The following is an 18448-nucleotide window of genomic DNA, read 5'->3' as shown; positions in this document are numbered from 1 at the left end:
CCTTCCCTAATGATTTGGTGACCGCTGCACGCCAGGCGAAGCCCGTCAACCCCTTGCACGAAGCGAGAAGACGGTGCCGGCGAGAACGATGAAGACGCCGATGATGGCGAGCTGCCAGGTGCTCGGAATTCCAACGAGGATGAGGACGTTGCTGACCAGCGTGATCAGCACCACGCCGAGCAGCGTTCCGATCACGCTGCCGGAGCCTCCGGTGATGCGGGCGCCGCCGAGTACCACCGCGGCGATGATTTCGAGCTCGGTGCCGGCAAGGTCGAACGGATTGGCAAGCCGGTTGCTGGCGACATGCATGATCCCGGCAATGCCCGCGAGCAGACCCGCATAAGCAAAGACGAAAATGTGCACGGTGCGCAGATTGTAGCCGAGACGCTCGGCAATGCCGGGATTGCCGCCGACGGCATAGACCGCCCGCCCGATCAGCGTGCGCTCGAGGATCCACCAGGTGACAACGGCCGCGACTGCAAGCACAAGTACGAAGGCTGGCAATACAGAGATCGAGCCGTTGGCGCTTTGGTGGGTGAACAATGCCAGCTTGCCGAACGCCTCCATCGAGCCCGGAATGTTCATGAAGAGAGCCGTACCGACGAAGGTCAGCAGGAAGCTGCGAATGACGTATTGCGTGCCGATGGTCACGATCAGCGACGGCGCACGGAGCGTATGGACAAGCAGGCCGTTGAGCGCGCCGAAGCAGGCGCCGCCGGCGGCCGCCACCAGCAGGATCACCGGCATCGGCATTCCCGGCAGCAGATTGGTCACCAGCATCGTCACCGTGTACATGACGAAGGCGGCGATGGCGGTAAAGGAAACGTCGATGCCACCGGAGGCGAGAACCACCAGCACGCCGAGCGCGAAGAGCCCTCGCACGACGGAGGCACGCAGGATGTCGAACAGGTTCGACACCTGCCAGAAGTCCGTGTTGATCGCGCCGACCACCAGGCAGACGAGCACGATCAGCGAGAAGGTCACCACCGGCGGATGCCGCAGCAGCCAACGCCAGGCCGATCCGAGCGACGCCTTATCATTGCCGTCAGGTGTTGCCCCGTTGAAGGTCGTGTCCGTCATCGCGCGGTCCTCGCAGTCGTTTCTTCCACCAGGGCGCGATAGAGCGCCTCTTCCTTCAGCGTTTCGGCCTCGAAGCGTTCAACCACCTCGCCCTTGCGCATCACCATGATCCGATCGCAGTTCTGCAGCAGCTCCAGCAGGTCGTCGCTGATGATGATAACGCCCATGCCTTCGTCGGCGAGGCGCTGGATGATCCTGTAGATCGTGTCCTTCGATCCGACATCGACGCCGACCGTCGGGCCGTGCAGCACAAGAAGCTTGGGATTGATGGTCAGCCAGCGGCCGATGAGCACGCGCTGCTGGTTGCCGCCGGACAGCGACTGCACCGGGTTGGCGACATCGGGCGTGACCACCTGCAGGTCTTCGACCGAGCGCTTGGCCAGATCGCGGCTGCGCCTTCCATCGAGAATGCCGAAGGCACCGCGCAGGCGGTCCAGCACCGGCACGACGATGTTTTCCTCGATCGGCTTTTCGAGAAAGAGACCTTCGGAAAGTCGATCCTCCGGAACATAGCCGATACCGGCATCAATCGCGTCGGCCGGCTTGCGGGGCGTCACATCCTTGCCGTCGAGGCGGATGCGGCCCGCATCGGCCGGAACGACGCCGGCAATGGCACGGGCGAGTTCGTTGCGGCCGGAATCCAGCAGTCCGGTGATGCCGACGATCTCGCCGCGCCGCATCGAAAACGAGACGTTGGCGAAGGCATCCTTCAGCGACAGGCCATCGACCGAAAGCAGATCCTCGCCGAACTTCGGCTGGGCGCGATAGCGCGCCTCGTCGAGAACCTTGCCAGTCATCCAGAAGCCGAGTTCGGCCTTGGTGTGATCGGCAATGTCGCATTCGGCGACCTTCTGCCCGTCGCGCATGATGACCGCGCGGCCGCCGATCTCCTTGCACTCGTCAAGCTTGTGGGTGACGAACAGCACCGCGACGCCCTTGGCGCGCAGGCGACCGACGATGCCGATCAGATTGTCGACTTCGTGTTTGGTCAGGGCCGTCGTCGGCTCGTCCATGATGACGAGGCGGGCATCGGACGCGATGGCGCGGGCGATGGCGATAAGCTGGCGCGTCGCCATCGGCAATTCATCCGTGCGCGTCGCCAGGAAGGCGCGGCTCGTCGGCAGGTTGACGGCGGCGAGCGCGCGCTCAGCCGTCGCGCGCATCTGTGTGAGATCAAGTCGTCGGGCAAGCCTGCCGGAGGCCGCGACCACCTGCTGCGTCAATCCGACATTTTCGGCGACCGACAGGTTCGGCAGCAGCGAAAAATCCTGGTAGACGGTCTCGATCCCGGCCGCCAGCGCCGCGACGGGCGTGAGGTGGCCGACCGGCTTGCCGTCGATCAACAGCTCGCCTGAATCGGCCGGCTGCGCGCCGGAAATGATCTTGATGAGCGTGCTCTTGCCGCAGCCGTTCTCGCCCATCAGGTGATAGATCTGCCCGGGTTCGATCGAAAGGCTGACGCCCTTCAGCGCGCGAACACCGCCGAAGCTCTTCTGGACATTGCGAATTTCCAGATAGGGCAGAGCGGCCTTGGCGGTTTCACCGCCCTGAGGCGGCGCGCCGGTTTCGTGCTTCAGCTGCATGGCACTGTCCTGACCAAAAAGAACGTGTCCCGCTGCACGGCATCTCGATCGCCATCGATCCGGTGAGACGTGGCGCAGCAGGTTAATCCGTTGCCACTGACCCCCGTCTTACGTTCGACGCGGGCACTTGCGACATTCCACGTGCGATGCCGGCCCCGTGAACGTGCCCGGCATCGCTGTCTGCTCTACCCGATCAGAACGGGTACTTGGCGTAGTTCGACTTGTCGACGTCGACCCAGGCCTGACCAACGACGATCACGCCATCGCCCGCACCCTTCTTGACGATGACCTTGTCGTAGCCAGGGACGCCGAGGTCCATGCCGTCCTTGAGCTCCTCGCCCTTCAGCACCATGTCGGCGACCTTGTTCATGACGTAGCCGGCATCCTTCGGATCCCAGAAGCTGATGCCGTCGACGGCACCCGATTCCAGGTATGAGCCGGTATCCTTCGGCAGGCCGATGCCGAACACGCAGGTCTTGTCCTGCAGGCCGGCCTCCTCGACGGCACGGCCGATGCCGATGACGTCGATCGCCGAACCGCCCTGGAAGCCCTTGATGTCAGGATACTTGCGCAGGATCTCGCGGGCCTTTTCATAGGCGCGGTTGGCATCGTTGAAGGATTCGTTCTTCTCCGAGACCAGTTCCATCTCCGGATACTTCTTGGCATTTTCCGAACCGCCGTCTGCCCACTGAACGTGCGTCAGGCTGCCGAGCGAGCCGACGAAGGACGTCCACTTGCCGGACTTGCCCATGCATTCGGCGATCTTCTCGTTGAAGCGCGCGCCGAAGACCTTGTTGTCGAAGGCCTCGATGTCGACGAGCGTGTTCTTCATGTTGTCGGCTTCGTGGGTGATGACCTTGATGCCGCGCTGGCTGGCGCGCTTCAGCACGCCCTCGAGCGCGGACGCATCCATCGGCACGACGGCGATCGCGGCGACCTTCTTGGCAACGAGGTCTTCGATCAGCCGGCCCTGCTGGGCGGCGTCGGCCTTGCCGGGACCGACTTGGCTGGTGGCAACGCCGGGATTGTCCTTGCCATAGGCGTCGACGCCTTCGTTCATGCGGGTGAACCAGTTTTCGCCCGTGACTTTCACCACGGTCACGATGCTGGGCTTTTCCTCGGCGATGGCGGCCGTGGTCGCAGTCAGGGCTCCGAGCGCGACGGCGCAGGCAGCGAGTTTACAAATGGCAAGCATGCATTCCTCCCAAAGAACCTTCGAATTTTGACAGATCGACCGGCGTGCGAAGGCGTCTCGCCGGCCCTGGAACTTGGGGGTCAGCGGCGCAATGCCCTGACCCAGGCCTTTGCGTCGAAGCCGGATGTCGCGAGAAAGACCAGCAGCAGCACACCCCAGGCGAGGTCGCGGAAGAAGTTGGAGATGTCCATGAAGTTGAACAGGCTCGACAGGATCTGCAGCGACGTCGCCGACAGCACGACGCAGATTACCCGGCCATAGCCACCCTCCGGGCGAACACCGGCCATGACCGCGATAAGGATGGCGATCAGCACGTAGGAATTGCCGTAGTCCCATTTCACGCTGGAGGTCCGCGCTGCAATCACGATGCCGGCGACCGAGGCCAGCAGGCCGCAGGTGGTATAGGTCAGAAACAGGATTCGTTTTTCCGCAATGCCGGCATAACGCGCAGCCTTGGCATTGTTGCCGAGCAGCATGAGCCGCAGGCCAAAAGGGCTGTAGCGCAAGACGCCGCCCAGCATCAGCGCGATCGCCAGGAAAAGGGCAAAGCAGAGCGGCACGCCCAGAACCGGCGTATTGCCGAAGGCATCGAGCGGCTCGATGTAGCCGAGGCCGAGCGCAGAACCATTGGTGAAGGCGATGGCAATGCCGGTGAAGAACAATTGCGTGCCGAGCGTGGCGATGATCGGCGTCAATCCGGCGCTGGAAATCAGGAAGCCGTTCAGCATGCCTCCGGCAAGGCCGACGACGAGCGCGATCGCGGCAAAGCTCCAGCTGAAAAGCAGCGGCGCATCGTCGGCCGAAACCGTATCGCGCAGCACCAGATAGGCGACGACACCCGACAGGTTTGCGAGGGCTATGCCCGAGAGGTCGATACCGCCGTTGCCGGAAATCATCGCCAGCATCACGCCGAGCGCGAGAAGCCCGAGCTCCGGTACCTGGCCGGCCATGGATTGCAGGTTGTAGATGTCGAGGAAGCTGGCGCCGACCAGAATACCGCCCGCAGCCAGGACGGCAACGTTGACGACGGCCAAGAATGCCAACTGGCGATCAACCCGAAATTCCAAGACACACCCTCCACCCTGCTCGTTGGCGAGCCGGCGCGATCATGGCTCCCAGCCTGCGTCTGGCGCATGCTCCATGATCGTGCGCCGGGGCTGTTCACGCGCCCGGCTGCCGCAACGGCCGACCCAATGCGGTCGGCGATGACATTTGCCAAAGACTGTTGTGCAATGTCAACATCAATTTGCCGACACCCTCCTATTTGTCTGAAATGTCTCGAATTTTGCCGGTGACAGCACTTTGCCTGAGCGATGATTTCTGATGGAACCGCGAGTGCCACGCCGCCCGATCGTTTCGGCTGCCCCCGAACGACGGGCTGCGTGGCCGTGGCGAACGGCCGGCGGCAGGGACAAGCCGGTCGGAAGGACGCGCTGCGACAACGGTCTTGCGAGGAAAATCCTGCATGCCAGACGATGGGCCCTTGTCGTCGAGCGGCCGGTGAGGAACAAATCCTGTTTGCAGAGTGCAGGCTCTGGTCGTGCAGCACGATAATTATGTCGTAGACAGGCTCTGGTCGCAGCGCCGCAAATCCTAAAATCCGGCTTCAGTTTCAATCAGGGTCGCAATCAATGGCAGAGTTTCCGCAAAAGGCGAAGGTCGTAATCATCGGGCTGGGTGGCATCGTTGGTGCCTCGATCGCGCATCACCTGATCGAGCGCGGCTGGGACGATATCGTCGGTATCGACAAATCCGGCATCCCGACCGATATCGGCTCGACGGCGCATGCGTCGGACTTCTGCTACACCACCAGCCACGATTATCTCTCGGTCTGGACGACGCAGTATTCGATCGATTTCTTCGAGAAGATGGGACACTACGCCCGTATCGGCGGCCTGGAAGTCGCGCGCACCGGCGACGACGTCTGGATGGAAGAGATCAAGCGCAAGCTGTCCTCGGCCAAGGCCTTCGGCACCCGCGCCCACTATGTCTCGCCGGCGGAAATCAAGGCGATGTTCCCGCTGATCGAGGAAGATCAGGTGATGGGCGGCATGTTCGACCCGGATGCCGGCCTGGTCATCCCGCGCTCGCAGACGGTTGCCGGTAAGCTGGTCGATGCGGCCGAGAAATCCGGCAAGCTCCAGATCTTCGGCAACACACCGGCAACGTCGCTCATCGTCGAGGGTGGCCGCATAAAGGGCGTCGTCACCCACCGCGGCACGATCATGGCGGACCATGTCGTCGTCTGCGCCGGCATCTGGGGCCGCCTGATCGCCGAAATGGTCGGCGAGGACCTGCCGGTTATGCCGGTCGACCATCCGCTCACCTTCTTCGGCCCGTACAATGAATTCGAAGGCACCGGCAAGGAAATCGGCTTTCCGCTTTTGCGCGACCAGGGCAACTCCGCCTATATGCGCGACACCGGCGACCCGAAGACCACCGAAGGCGGCCAGATCGAGTGGGGCTATTACGAGACCACCAATCCGCGCCTCTGCCATCCGCGCAACATTCTTGAAAAGCACGAGGCGCGCCTGTCGCCCTCGCAGCGCGACCTCGATATGGAACAGATCATCGAGCCGCTGGAGCGCGCCATGGAGCTGACGCCGATCCTCGGCGAACTCGGCTACAATGAGGGCCATTCCTTCAACGGCCTCTTGCAGGTCTCGGCGGCCGGCGGTCCCTCCTGCGGCGAGAGCCAGAAGGTGCGCGGCCTCTGGTACTGCGTCGCCATCTGGGTGAAGGACGGCCCCGGTTACGGCAAGCTGATCGCAGACTGGATGACGGACGGGCGCACCGAGATCGACCACAACTCGATCGACTATTCGCGCTTCTACCCGCACCAGCTCGAGGAGAAATTCATCGAGGGCCGCTGCTTCGAGGCGGCGCAGAAGATCTACTATCCGGCGGTGCATACGCGCGAGCCCTATGGGACCGGCCGCAACGTCAAGCGCTCGCCCTTTCATGAGCGCGAGAAGGAGCTCGGCGGCTACTTCATGGAACTCGGCGGCTGGGAGCGCGCCCACGGCTACGCCGCCAACGAGCATCTGCTCGAAAAATACGGCGACCGTGTTCCGGTCCGAGAGAACGAGTGGGACAGCCGCCATTTCTGGCGCGTTTCAAACGCCGAGCATCTGGCGATGAGCGAGGATTGCGGCATCGTCAACCTCTCGCATTTCCACATGGTCGACATTGCGGGCCCTGACCACGTCGCGCTGCTCGAATGGCTGTGCGCCGCCAAGATCGGCGGCGACGCCAACATCGGCAAGGGCATCTATACCCACTTCCTCGACGACGAAGGCATGGTGCGCGCCGACTTCACCGTCTTCCGCATGGCCGATCGCTGCCGTCTCGTGAATGGCGCCGATGCCGGCCCGCGCGACTTCCAGTACATGCGCCGGGTGGCCGAGGACCGCGACCTCGACGTCACCATCACCGACGTCTCGGAAAAGTTCATCACCATCGGCATCTGGGGCCCCAACGCCCGCGAAACGCTGAAGAAGGTGGTTGCCGATCCCGCGGGTCTCGACATCGAGAACTTCGCCTTCGCCGCTATCAAGCCGATCGAGATCGCCGGCAAGACCGTGACCGCCTTCCGCATTTCCTATGTCGGCGAACAGGGCTGGGAACTGCACATGAAATACGAGGACGGCCTCGCCGTCTGGGACGCATTGCGCGCGACCGGCGTCATGGCTTTCGGCGTCGAAACCTATGCGAACTCGCGCCGCATGGAAAAGAGCCTGCGCCTGCAGAACGCCGATCTTCTCACCCAGTACAACCTGATCGAGGCCGATCTGGCGCGTCCGAAGGTGAAGGACGTCGACTTCCGCGGCAAGGCCAAGCACCTGGAGTACAAGGCCCGCGAGCACCAGCCGGCCATGCTCTGCACGCTCATCCTGACGGAGAATACGGACAAGAACGGCGTCAAGCGCTACCCGGTCGGCAGCCTGCCGGTCATGGACCCGGAAACGGGCTCTGTGCTCGTCGACGAACTCGGCCGGCGCTCCTACACCACCTCGATCGCCTTTGGCCCCACGATCGGCAAGAACATCGCGCTTGCCTATCTGCCCTGGTCGCATTGCCAGGTCGGCCGCAAGCTCAACGTCGAATACTTCGCCGAGACGTATCCGGTCGAAGTCGCCGGCGTTGGCTACAAGCCGCTCTACGACCCGGAAAATTCAAAACCGCGCAGCTGAGACGGCCAGGAACAGCGGGTTCGCCGTTTCGCGCTGTGCCTGTTGCCCGCGCTTGGCAAGCCGTGACGAGGGGCATGCACCGCGCTCGAAGTGGCGGAAAGCGCGAATATAGCTGCGGTTCGCAACGCCATGCGAACCGCATCCAGCGGACCCCGTTCCAAGCGAAGGGCTTGGGCCGCGTCACCATCGCGCGTGACCCGTTGTTGCGTCTTCAGGAACAGGGCCAAGCGGTGTTCCGCCATGAAATGCCCGCTGGCATAGGGCCGAGCGTTTCTGCGATCCCGCTGGATCACAGGCGCATTTGAACGGATCGCCCGGCCAGATGCTGACCGTTCATACTGGAGATCGGCGCAAGCCAGGTCGACTTACGCATGCATCGGGTGGCCTCGCCACCCAAAGCCACAGTCCCCCCGTCGACACGCAAAGTGCGCGTCGGACGGGATGAAATGCAGGTCGTCCCTTAGAACTTTATCCTCGCACCGCCCAGAACCGCGAGGCTGTCCTGGAGGTCGGCATTGCGCTGTTCGAGCGAGTAGGTCCGTGCGCCGAGATAAAGTTCGGTCTGCAAATAATCGAGGCTCTGAACGATCTGCGCACCGAAGGCCTGGCTCGTGCTGCCTTCGCCCGCAATGTCCTTGCCGAAATAGGCGTCGATCGAAAACGCCGTCTTGCCGACGTCGAAAATTTCGGTCTGGTAGCCGAGCTTGGCGTAGCCGTAGCGTCCGTCGACCACGTCCTTGTCGGAGTAGCCCGTCGCCAGGGTGAGACTGAGGCCGGTATCGATGTGCAGCACCGAAACGGATCCATCGTAAATCGAATTGCCGGCACCAGGTCGCGAAAACGCCACGGCGGCGCTCACCTTGAACGCATCGTAAGTCTCGCTGTAGCGAACCGCCATGTCCCACACGGTCACATCGGTTCTGTCCGGCACCACCTGCGTGCCGACCGACGACGAGAAAGTTAAGCCCCCGAGCGAAGGGGTGTCGTAGCGGACGCGCAGCTTGCGGCTCACGCCGTCATAATTGGTAAACGCGTCCCGGACGTGGACCGTCGAGAGCGTGCCGTCCTCATTGCGAAAGAACGGTCCGCCCGCCATATCCGACACCAGCGAATAGCCGACCACATCGGTCCCGGAGAGATCGACTTCCGCCGTCGTATCGGACGCCATGCTGCCCTGGCCAAACCAGAACTTGCCGTATTCCTTGGAATCCAGATAGATTTCCGCCTTTCGCAGCAGGTCCGTGCCCCAATCGTAGTCGCCCTCGTTCAGCTGGTTTACATTGGTGGTCGAATAGGGGTTCCACTCCCATTCAAGATTGGCACCGAAGGACCAACCCTTTTCCATGAGGGTGTAGATGCGGAAACCCGCGCGCGACGATGAGTTGCCATTGTCGACCGGAAAGTAATTCTCGGTCGAACCACCGTCATCATAGATCAGCAGACCCTTGTTGATCTGTCCGTAGAATTCCAGGTAGGCATTGTCGTCGCCAACCCGCAGTTTCGGGATCCAGCGCTCCGGCGTCGCATTCGCGGCGGGTGGTGCCTGCTCCGGCTTCACCGCCTGCTGCGCGGCCGCAGGACCGCCAGCCGCAACTGCCGCGATGAGAAGCAGATTTGGGACATTGAACAGACGCAGTCGCATAAGATTCTCCCCCGAGATCATGGGCGATTCGCATTGTCATACCGAGACCAGTATTCTTCATTTTACTGCAGATGTCTGTTGCGATTTCTAGCCGGTAAAATAGAGGCGGTGCGCATGCGCTGACTATTGCGCATCCCTGAGCGGGATTTCAACACGAATACCTCCGAAACTCTGACGGGGCGGAATGAGATTTCTCCAACCTGGCATAGCCAGCGGCGGCAATCCCCGCGTCTTCCGATCCTTCTTGCGCCGCAGCGCTCGCGCCGAACCGGGTGGCGTCATAGCAGTCGATTTCGTTCGATGCGGGGTGACCTGCCACTGAGAATTTCCTCCAGAAAGGATTAGAGTTCGGCCCATTGAGGACGGACTTATGAAGAAGCAGCGATTTACGGAAGAGCAGATTATTGGGGTGTTGAAGGAGCAGGAAGCCGGAGCGAAAGCGGCTGATCTTTGCCGTAGGCATGGGATTTCCGAGGCGACCTTCTACAACTGGAAGGCCAAATACGGGGGCATGGAAGTGTCTGAGGCCAAGCGTCTGAAGGCGCTGGAGGACGAGAACGCCAAGCTGAAGAAGCTGCTCGCCGAACAGATGTTGGATACAGCCGCACTCCGCGAGCTTCTCTCAAAAAAGTGGTAGGGCCTGCCGCCAAGCGTGACGCTGTCGCGCACCTGAAGGCCATCATGGGTCTTTCGGAACGGCGGGCCTGCCAGATCATATCCGCAGACCGAAAGACGATCCGTTATCGATCCTCTCGACCGCCGGAGATCGAGTTGCGAGCGAAGTTGCGCGATCTGGCCAATGAGCGCCGCCGGTTCGGCTATCGTCGTCTGTTCATCTTGCTCCGGCGAGATGGAGAACCGTCCGGTGTCAATCGCATCTACCGGCTCTATCGCGAGGAAGGTCTTTGCGTGCGCAAGCGGAAAGCGAGGCGTCGGGCCGTTGGCACGCGTGCGCCGATCCTCGTCGAAGCAAGGGTCAATGCCCGCTGGTCGCTGGATTTCGTCCACGATCAATTCGCCTGCGGCAGGCGCTTCCGCATCCTCAATGTGGTCGATGACGTCACGCGCGAATGCTTGGCGGCGATCCCGGACACATCGATATCAGGTCGCCGTGTTGCGCGGGAGTTGACGACGCTCATCGAGCGACGAGGCAAGCCTGGCATGATTGTCTCGGACAACGGGACCGAACTGACCTCGAATGCCATCCTTGCCTGGTCGAAGGATCACAAGGTCGAGTGGCATTACATCGCGCCGGGAAGGCCAATGCAAAACGGCTATGTCGAGAGTTTCAACGGCCGCATGCGCGACGAGCTGCTCAACGAGAGCCTGTTCTTCGGTCTTGATCATGCCCGCAGCGCCATTGCAGAATGGGCCGACGATTATAACAATTTCCGGCCGCACTCATCGCTCGGATATCAGACCCCGGCGGACTATGCCGGGGTCATCACCGCAACCGGCTCCAACGCTACGCAATGTGGAAGCTTCGTGTTTCCGCCGGTTGCTCCCACCCTGCCATTTGGCTTATCAAAAACTGCCGAGGCTCTAATCGCAGCCGGATGAAACTTCAGTGGCAGGTCAGGGGGTCACACGGCCTGCCATGTGCTTGTTCCAGCGACACTTTGCGACCCTTGGTTGGCTTTGGCGGGATAGTCGGAATGTTAAAACGCCAAAAAGCCCGCGGACGTTATTGTCCAGCGGGCTTTTAGGTATGTATTTTTGGTTGCGGGGGCCTGAGTCCACAGAGACTTGTAGTAAATAGTTTTTGGATCGAAGGGAGGTGGACAGCCACGGACGAACAAGTCTATCGGCTACACACCGATATGTCAGCTTCGCGCCAAGAAGCGGACGTCCTCAGATTGCGAATAAAACGGTCAAAACCGTCACTGCCCCGGTGAGTGCCAATTCTCTCACCGCGCACCAAGGCACGTAGCTTAATGACCTGGCATCTCAAATAAAATCCCAGCTACAGGCCACACCCGTGTCAGCGTCCCACCTCCAATTCCGCTGGCTTGTGAAGTCAGTACGACAGGACCATGCTCGCCGCTGGAATCCAGGCTTTCCAATATGACTAAGCCGTTGGCCACCACCTGCAGGCGTTTGAAGTACCGCTGGCCGTCTCGATCCTCGGCGATTACCGGACGCCCAATTAAACTGGCGTAACTGGCATCTGCAGCGATTGGGTCCTTCACGATAATGAACTGCTTATTAAGTGCAATCGGCTCGGCACTGTCTCCAACGACTTCAACGAGACCCATGGTCCCCGTCAGAACATGAGATAAAGCGGCGCTACCGCCGATATACGCAACCTCATATTCCGCCGGCTGCGGTGCCGTTATTGGGTCGTCGTAAATGACACCAACGACTTTCTTCAGATCGAACGTTGAACGCTGCGCAATCACCGGTGCCGCGATCTTGCGGGGATTGTTGGCCTGGGCGATCAAGACTGCAACATCGGCGTGGTTCTCTGCGAACTCCAGACGTCGTGCGAAATAACGCTCGTTTGTCGATGCAACCACGAACGAGTTCGGCGTAGGTGATGCCTCGCTGACGATCAGAATATCTCCCGCACTCGCTACCGGTTCCAATGTTGCGGAGCAAAGTCGATAGGCGGAATGGTGCGCCAAAACGAGCTTCTTAGACCGCGCCTCATCGTACTCGGCCATTTCAATCATGCCGTCGGCGAGTTTTCCATCGGTTAGGGCCGCAGCTCGCCCGACAAGCCTAAAAGGAATCTTCCGAACGTCATCGGAGTGGCCATCCGGTAAAGGAAGCGTGTCGGCAGATGCGTGGAGTCTATTTAGTCCGCCATGAAGCCGGAAATGCTCCCGCTGCGTTCTGAAAGCCTCCATCAGCGCCGGCAGAAGTTTTTTCTGCAAATGAGTACGAACATCCAGAGCCTCCGCCATCCCCAGATGGACGCCGCTCGCGTGATGTGACATTTCCAGATGCTTGATGGCGGTAAGGTCCTGCCGTAGTTCCTTCTTCAATGCGGCAACGGAGTGCTTATCCCAAGGCGGCGTTCCTTTGACATGAAGGCGCTCCAGTTTGTCACGGCATTTCCCCACCACGAAGCCGTCGCCGACGAGTGCAACCCCCGCTTCCTCTCCCCGTAACATGATCTGAAGAACGGTTTCGACCTGCACGCGCGCCGCGCTAATGTATGCGCGACCGTCTGCGTCCAGCTTGCTTTCCTCCGCGTTCTTCCACATCCTCTCGAGGCTCTCGCCTTCGAAAATTGTTAAGTGCCCCACATCGCTTCCCGCAGCGGACACAAGGGCTGTGCGGCCAGTCATGCCAGACATTCGGATGAGGTCCAGGAAGTTGTGATCGTGAGTGGCCAGGATAACCTGAACCGCGCCAGGACCGGCCTGGAGTGACGCAATCTGCTGTGACCACCGGTGTCTGTGCTGATCGTCAAACGTGACCTGCGGATCGTCCAACACCATTAGGGGAAATTGGTCGATGCCAGTTTGCTCCACGGCCTCCTCCCGGATGGCGAAAATAAATGCCCAGAGCACCGCCCTCATCCAGGATGCATTGACAATCAACGACGCGTCAACCACCAGGTTTTCGCTCACCGCAGCGCGTACCGATACGCCCTCCTTCTTGTTGTACTTGGCGGCTTTAAACCGAACCCGATCAGATATAAGGGTGCGTTCGAGCATGGCTTCCATTCGCCCCGATAGGCCATCGATGGCTTCCCGGACCTCCGCCTCTACGAGCGAGCCGAGCGATTTCAGCGGCTCGATCGAGTCGGCCACATCCTGTCGTACTGTGAGCTCGACTTCGATCTCTCGGGCCACCATGCCGTGCTTCCATGCCCTGCGAAGTGCCGCCGCACCCAGTCTATATGGCTCGGCCTTGGCCAGCGCCTCAGACAACCGACCGAGATGATCTATCCAATTCTCGTGTAGAGGTTCCGCAGGCTCGGCTTCGTCGCCTTTCTCAAACGCCAGTGTCGGCGAAACCTGCGCTTTCCACCACTGCTGCCACCCGGCCTTGGCATCGTCGAACCACGCCCGTAGGTCCACCAGCGCCTCCGCCACGGCTATTTGATCCCAGACAGCCTGCAGCGCTGGGTCGCCTCCCTTGCAAACACTCGGTGAGCATTCTGCGACTGGGGCATCGGCCAACGACTTCTCGACAATCTTCGTGAAATTCACCAGTTTGTCCGAGTATCTGGAGTTATCCGCGAACCTGGACTGCAGCTCATTGCAAAGGCGATCCCTAGCCGATCCAAAGAGTTCCGCGCCGGTCAAACCACGGAGTTTCTGCGGAACCAGATCAACAAGCTTGCCGACAATCGCACGCTGGTTGTCGGCAAACGTACGGGACGCTGCTTCTCCCACGGTCCTAAGGGCGTCAAGCTCCCCCTTCAAATCGTTGTCGAGGGATTTACTGCATAGAGGGCAATGCTCGAACTCACCATGGGAGTGGGATACGTGCCAGGATGCGGCCATGGCCTTTAGCTGAAACCGGCTGTCACTTTGAGTCTTCGCGAACACTGCCAAGGCATCGGCCGCCTCATTTTTGGCACTTTCGATTGCTCCGCGGATGTCCTCCTGCCGGCTCTCATCGATCTCACTCTGTATCAGTTCAAGCCTCTTCCAGAAGGCTATGCCAAGGAGACCCACGGCCACATCCTGCTCGGCAGCGATAATCGCCGCTGCTACAGCCTGCTGGTTCGCTGGCGTCTTGAGATCGATTTCCTTCGCGAGGTCTTGCGTCACAACTTCTGCCAGTTGCGCCGCTCTTCCGTCGAGGTCCTTTCCAAGTTTGGCGAGCTCGCCACTGTTGTCATCGGTGTCTTCCACACCAAATTCAGGAAGTTTCCAATCAATCTTCCTAAGCTCAGTCTTCGCGTCGCTTATTGCGGCGTCGAAATCCGTTCTCGACGTCGACAACTCCTTTTTCCTGTAGGCTAGATACTCGCGCGCTTTGTTGCAGAGCCCCTCGCAAAGCAGGCCAATGGATATCAGGTCATCAAGACCAGTGAGGCGTTGCACAGACGTGGAGATTTGGTTATCGCCCTCTCCGAATTTCATGGCGGCCAATCGTGCAGGCATCAGCATTCCCGCCTCCAACAGGATAGGCGGGACGTCGAAGTTCTTCGATCTCGTACCACCTACCTTACCGCCCTCGAGGGATCGGCGTACGGTGGCCGTGTCGCCGGAGCCGTCCTTGAACATGAGAGTGACAGAGACCCGCGGGTGCCCCACTAGGTCTTTCGCCTCGGTCGGAAACGCCGCAAGTGGCGGCCACTCGAACGGCTTGTCGGCGGCCCCCTCACCCACGAGATGATATACAGGACGGGTTTCCCCCGGTGGGACTTCACCGAAGTCACGAGGTTTCACTGAAGTGAGCGCCCAAATGATAGCGCCCAAGAGCGAGGACTTCCCGCTGCCATTGGGACCCTCCGCTAGCCAGCTTGCACCTTCAAAGTCATACTCGAATGACGGTCCCCCAAAGAGGTTGACGCCACCCAGCCCCTCGGTCACGACGGTCTGAAGCCTCCAGGTAGAGGCATCCACTTCCGTAGCGGTCCCTCTTAGATCATCCGCGGGATCGGTGTTTCCGTTCAAGGCAGTTGCAAGCCCCGTGACGAAACTGGCGGGAAGCTCGGTTGGTTTTCTGACCGTCGAGGTCAAAATGTAATTGAAGAGCCTACGAGATTTCGGCGTCGAAAGCTTCAGCTTGTGCTTCTTATTGGCTGCGTCTCTCCATTGGAGCTCGTTGCCTTTGAGTAGACGAGACTCCAGCTCGAACTTCGTCAATCGCGCCATGTATACCCCTCCGAAAGCGACGAAAGCCTCCGGTGGACTCGGCAAGGTCGTCGTTTTCCATAGAGAACTACTAAAACCACAGATTGATTACGAGGGTTTTATCGGGCTCTCAAATTGTTCCTATAGGGTAAGGCCCGCGAACTGCCCGGGAGCGTCCGACAAAAGGAACACCAATCCCGGTACCGTCGCTCAAAGAGCAATTAATGGACCATTTACCGCGCGGCCAGGGACAGACATCCGCCGCCAAATCCAGTCCAACGTGCGCCGTTCAAGCAGTGCATGCAAAAATACCGAGTCCCAGTTGTTCTTGGTTCGATGTTGCCGCGAAGCTTCTTCAATCTCATCGCAGAGCATTTCCTTCAACTCTGCCTTGCTAGCCGGGTTTCTCCGCTTGAGGACGGTCAAAACACTTGAAGGCCGACGGCAAAATCTTTCAAAGCCTTCCTTCACATGCTGCTGCAGCCTGTCTGTCGATATCAGCGTCCTCGCGTGGAAATCGAAGGCTGCCGCGTCATGAACCCGTTTTGGTTTCACAAAGCTCACCGTGTATGTCGGCGTCCCGCCATGCTCCCTTATCCGGACAAAAATTCCTCGATCCGAAATCTTCCTGTCGTAAGCCGGATGCAGAAAACGTTCACCGGGATTGGAGCCGATCGTTTTGTGCTGCTTGCTTTGGTTGCAACCGCAGATCGGGAACAAATTTGGCTTGAATACAGCGAACTCTGGAAAGTGCTTGCGCGGAAGGTAGTGATCGACCTGCGTGCTGCCCAACGACCCGCACATCGAACAGCACTTGCCAGAATTGGCCCTCCTAATGGCCGGGATATACGCCATCAGCTTCATCTTGGAAGCGAACAGCGCCCCCATGGCCTCGCTCAGGACCGGGTCTTTTGGGTATCCGGTGATCTTCCACGGATTGCCCTGGTTCCGAAGATAGTCAATGTACGCTGACACAAGGTGGGGGATTTCACTGCCGATTGTGGCTCGGTGCGGGAACTTGCTGTTCGCGGCGACCTTCTTGAGCAGTGGAAACTGTCCTTTGAAATGATGATCGAAGCTCTTCATGGATTTTGCGAGAATGCGTCCCTGATACTGCTCAAAGTCTCGCGCGAAAGGTACGAACCAAACTGCGCTTTCACATCGTCAAAGGACGCATGTTGCGCGACCAAACGGCGGACCACGTCCTCGGCAAGAAACGACTGGCTGTCCTCCCCGAAAATGAACGATGAAATGGACGAAATGTCAGCGCCGAAAGTGCGCATTCCTGGAACTTTGACGCCGACTCGACCATCATCACCCTTTTCGATGACGAAGACCTGATCGTGGAACACTTCTCTGACAACGTATACCGAGTGGGTGGCGATAATCGCGCAGGAACCCGTGTCGGACAGCAGGCTTTCAAGAGCGCTCATGAGCCGGGCGACAAAGTTGGGATGCAGATGCGTTTCCGGCTCGTCCAGTAGGATGAGCGACCCGTTTTCGATATGGGTACACGCCTGTGCAAGCAACTTGATGAACCGGACTTCGCCGGTGCTCAAATGGAAATAGGACCCTTCAGATACCCGTCCGGGCTCGATCGACGTATTGATATCGAACAGTAATTGGAGGCGACGCTGCTCGTTACTTCGCTGCAAATCGGTTAGGAATATGAAACCCTTCCCGGCCCGCGAGCGGAATGCGATCTCCTGGGGCCGATTGATCTCGAACACAGCCTTGAGGAAAATCTGGAACCGGGATTTTCCAGCGATTTCCCGGTCATTTCTATGCAGTTCGACAATGCTTGATGCGGCCGTGTTGCCTGCCGCACTCTGACGAAGCCGGCTTGTTGAGAGGCGCTTGTAGTATGTCGCAGGCTTCTTTCGCCATTCGCTGGGAAAGGTCCCGGTGAATTCGTTGCCTGGTGTAAACGCCAGGACCCGACTCGCGACAACTCTGTCATCATCACCAGCGGCCCCGCGGCGAATTCCGCGAAGCGCTTTGCGCGCGACACTGCCAAGCGCGCTGCTCTTGCCCACCCCGTTTTTGCCGATCAGCACGCATGTGCGCTTGGGGATACCAATGTTGTGGTTGAATTCGAAGTCCACCTGCAGCATCCCACCTTGCTGGTCGGGAATTTCGATCTTAATGGACCTCGGGCCGGAAGACACATCCTCCTGGTTTAGTCCGCGAAGGATGGGCTTCGAATTTTTGAGTGCATAGTACGCCTCTGAAAATCGTGCGAGAGAATAGCGGAAGACCTCCGACTCGAGCGCTCGGCGCTCCAAATCTCTCAATTGTGCGTTTCCCGATATTGCAACAAGATCGTTTGTTGCTAACAGAAATGCGATGCCCTCATCAACGCCTAGCTCTCGGATCAATGCCCGGTAGGCTTCCTGGGACTCTGCCAGAGAAAACACGTGTGCTTGATCGGTCACAACAGGATCGTTCGGGCGGTCCCGGTTCAGGGCGTTCCCTACTCCAGTGAAGCTTTTTGTATTATCGTCCAAATACGCGGCTTTTGCTTCATAGCGAAAAGTGATCTTGCGGGCCTCAACTCGATGAATCTGGGCCTGAGAGATGTAAGTGAAATCGTTAAAGGACATATTGCTTGGCCTGATCCAGATGAAGTCAGGCGGCAGCGAAGCGGTATCTGGCAAATGTAGTGAGATTACTACTATGTCTTTTCCGTCGCTCATTCCTGCCCCCGTCAGACCGGCCAGCGAGATATCGCGGCTGGTTGAAACTTCATAGGAACTCTTGAAAGGTGCTCAGAATATTTTCAAGCCTTGGTTGCGGTAATGCCGTGTTTTATTCTACGACGTCACAGGATGCCGTCAGCAAAGCGAACGGCATATCGCAAGACACGCTGGGAGAGTGAACAACCTCCCACCCACGGCTATTCCTCCACTGTCAACCTCGCAAGTACCTCGAGTACGATGGCAGCTTTGGGGGCCAAAGCTGAAATAATTCCCCCTTTACACTCGCAAACGCGG

10 protein-coding genes and 1 pseudogene are annotated in these 18448 nt (G+C 59.5%); 3 read left to right on the top strand and 8 right to left on the bottom strand.

Annotated features, from left to right (window positions below; translation table 11 throughout):
- Window positions 1-45: 45 nt before the first annotated feature.
- The 4 genes from RTP54_RS30485 to RTP54_RS30470 form a co-directional block, all read right to left on the bottom strand.
- Window positions 46-1080, bottom strand: a complete 1035-nt coding sequence (locus RTP54_RS30485; RefSeq protein WP_312367781.1) for an ABC transporter permease — start codon at window positions 1078-1080, stop codon at window positions 46-48.
- Window positions 1077-2663, bottom strand: a complete 1587-nt coding sequence (locus RTP54_RS30480) for a sugar ABC transporter ATP-binding protein (RefSeq protein ID WP_312367779.1) — start codon at window positions 2661-2663, stop codon at window positions 1077-1079. Before RTP54_RS30480 ends, RTP54_RS30485 begins: the two co-directional genes overlap by 4 nt.
- A gap of 193 nt (window positions 2664-2856) precedes the next feature.
- Window positions 2857-3858: a substrate-binding domain-containing protein gene (locus RTP54_RS30475; protein WP_312367777.1), complete on the bottom strand. Its 1002-nt coding sequence runs from the start codon at window positions 3856-3858 to the stop codon at window positions 2857-2859.
- Between the two features lie 80 nt (window positions 3859-3938).
- Window positions 3939-4925 (bottom strand): ABC transporter permease, encoded by a 987-nt coding sequence (locus tag RTP54_RS30470; protein WP_312367775.1) that lies wholly within the window; start codon window positions 4923-4925, stop codon window positions 3939-3941.
- A 564-nt stretch (window positions 4926-5489) separates the two neighbouring features.
- On the opposite strand from RTP54_RS30470, the gene RTP54_RS30465 reads away from it, so the two are divergent.
- Window positions 5490-8051: an FAD-dependent oxidoreductase gene (locus tag RTP54_RS30465; RefSeq protein ID WP_312367773.1), complete on the top strand. Its 2562-nt coding sequence runs from the start codon at window positions 5490-5492 to the stop codon at window positions 8049-8051.
- 460 nt (window positions 8052-8511) lie between these two features.
- Here the strand turns inward: RTP54_RS30465 and RTP54_RS30460 are convergent, their stop codons facing one another.
- A complete protein-coding gene (locus tag RTP54_RS30460) occupies window positions 8512-9693 on the bottom strand; it encodes a porin (RefSeq protein WP_312367772.1) in 1182 nt (393 codons plus the stop codon).
- A 370-nt stretch (window positions 9694-10063) separates the two neighbouring features.
- Here RTP54_RS30460 and RTP54_RS30455 point away from each other — a divergent pair, with 370 nt between their 5' ends.
- On the top strand, window positions 10064-10330 hold the full coding sequence (locus RTP54_RS30455) for a transposase (RefSeq protein WP_045021219.1): 267 nt from the start codon (window positions 10064-10066) through the stop codon (window positions 10328-10330).
- Window positions 10315-11253 (top strand): annotated as a pseudogene (locus RTP54_RS30450) (IS3 family transposase); the annotation flags it as partial. The gene RTP54_RS30455 and the pseudogene RTP54_RS30450, both read left to right, overlap by 16 nt.
- Before the next feature lie 371 nt (window positions 11254-11624).
- On the opposite strand, the gene RTP54_RS30445 reads toward RTP54_RS30450, so the two are convergent.
- From RTP54_RS30445 to RTP54_RS30435, 3 genes are all read right to left on the bottom strand, one after another.
- Window positions 11625-15476: a hypothetical protein gene (locus tag RTP54_RS30445; protein ID WP_312367765.1), complete on the bottom strand. Its 3852-nt coding sequence runs from the start codon at window positions 15474-15476 to the stop codon at window positions 11625-11627.
- Between the two features lie 189 nt (window positions 15477-15665).
- Window positions 15666-16541 carry a hypothetical protein gene (locus tag RTP54_RS30440; protein ID WP_312367763.1) on the bottom strand — a complete coding sequence of 292 codons (876 nt, stop codon included), beginning with the start codon at window positions 16539-16541 and terminating at the stop codon, window positions 15666-15668.
- Entirely contained in the window at window positions 16538-18151 is a 1614-nt protein-coding gene (locus tag RTP54_RS30435) for an AAA family ATPase (protein ID WP_312367761.1), read from the bottom strand. Before RTP54_RS30435 ends, RTP54_RS30440 begins: the two co-directional genes overlap by 4 nt.
- Window positions 18152-18448: the final 297 nt, after the last annotated feature.

The organism is Ensifer sp., from assembly GCF_031989085.1.
Lineage (GTDB): Bacteria > Pseudomonadota > Alphaproteobacteria > Rhizobiales > Rhizobiaceae > Ensifer.
Note: the sequence above shows the minus strand (reverse complement) of the source record. Positions and strands in the feature narration are given on the sequence as shown.

What these genes read in the sequence shown, in the direction of transcription:
- RTP54_RS30475 (WP_312367777.1), bottom strand. Translation starts at nt 3,858, where the DNA reads ATGCTTGCCATTTGTAAACTCGCTGCCTGCGCCGTCGCGCTCGGAGCC.
- RTP54_RS30440 (WP_312367763.1), bottom strand. Translation starts at nt 16,541, where the DNA reads ATGAAGAGCTTCGATCATCATTTCAAAGGACAGTTTCCACTGCTCAAG.
- RTP54_RS30455 (WP_045021219.1), top strand. Translation starts at nt 10,064, where the DNA reads ATGAAGAAGCAGCGATTTACGGAAGAGCAGATTATTGGGGTGTTGAAG.
- RTP54_RS30465 (WP_312367773.1), top strand. Translation starts at nt 5,490, where the DNA reads ATGGCAGAGTTTCCGCAAAAGGCGAAGGTCGTAATCATCGGGCTGGGT.
- RTP54_RS30445 (WP_312367765.1), bottom strand. Translation starts at nt 15,476, where the DNA reads ATGGCGCGATTGACGAAGTTCGAGCTGGAGTCTCGTCTACTCAAAGGC.
- RTP54_RS30485 (WP_312367781.1), bottom strand. Translation starts at nt 1,080, where the DNA reads ATGACGGACACGACCTTCAACGGGGCAACACCTGACGGCAATGATAAG.
- RTP54_RS30435 (WP_312367761.1), bottom strand. Translation starts at nt 18,151, where the DNA reads ATGAGCGACGGAAAAGACATAGTAGTAATCTCACTACATTTGCCAGAT.
- RTP54_RS30480 (WP_312367779.1), bottom strand. Translation starts at nt 2,663, where the DNA reads ATGCAGCTGAAGCACGAAACCGGCGCGCCGCCTCAGGGCGGTGAAACC.
- RTP54_RS30460 (WP_312367772.1), bottom strand. Translation starts at nt 9,693, where the DNA reads ATGCGACTGCGTCTGTTCAATGTCCCAAATCTGCTTCTCATCGCGGCA.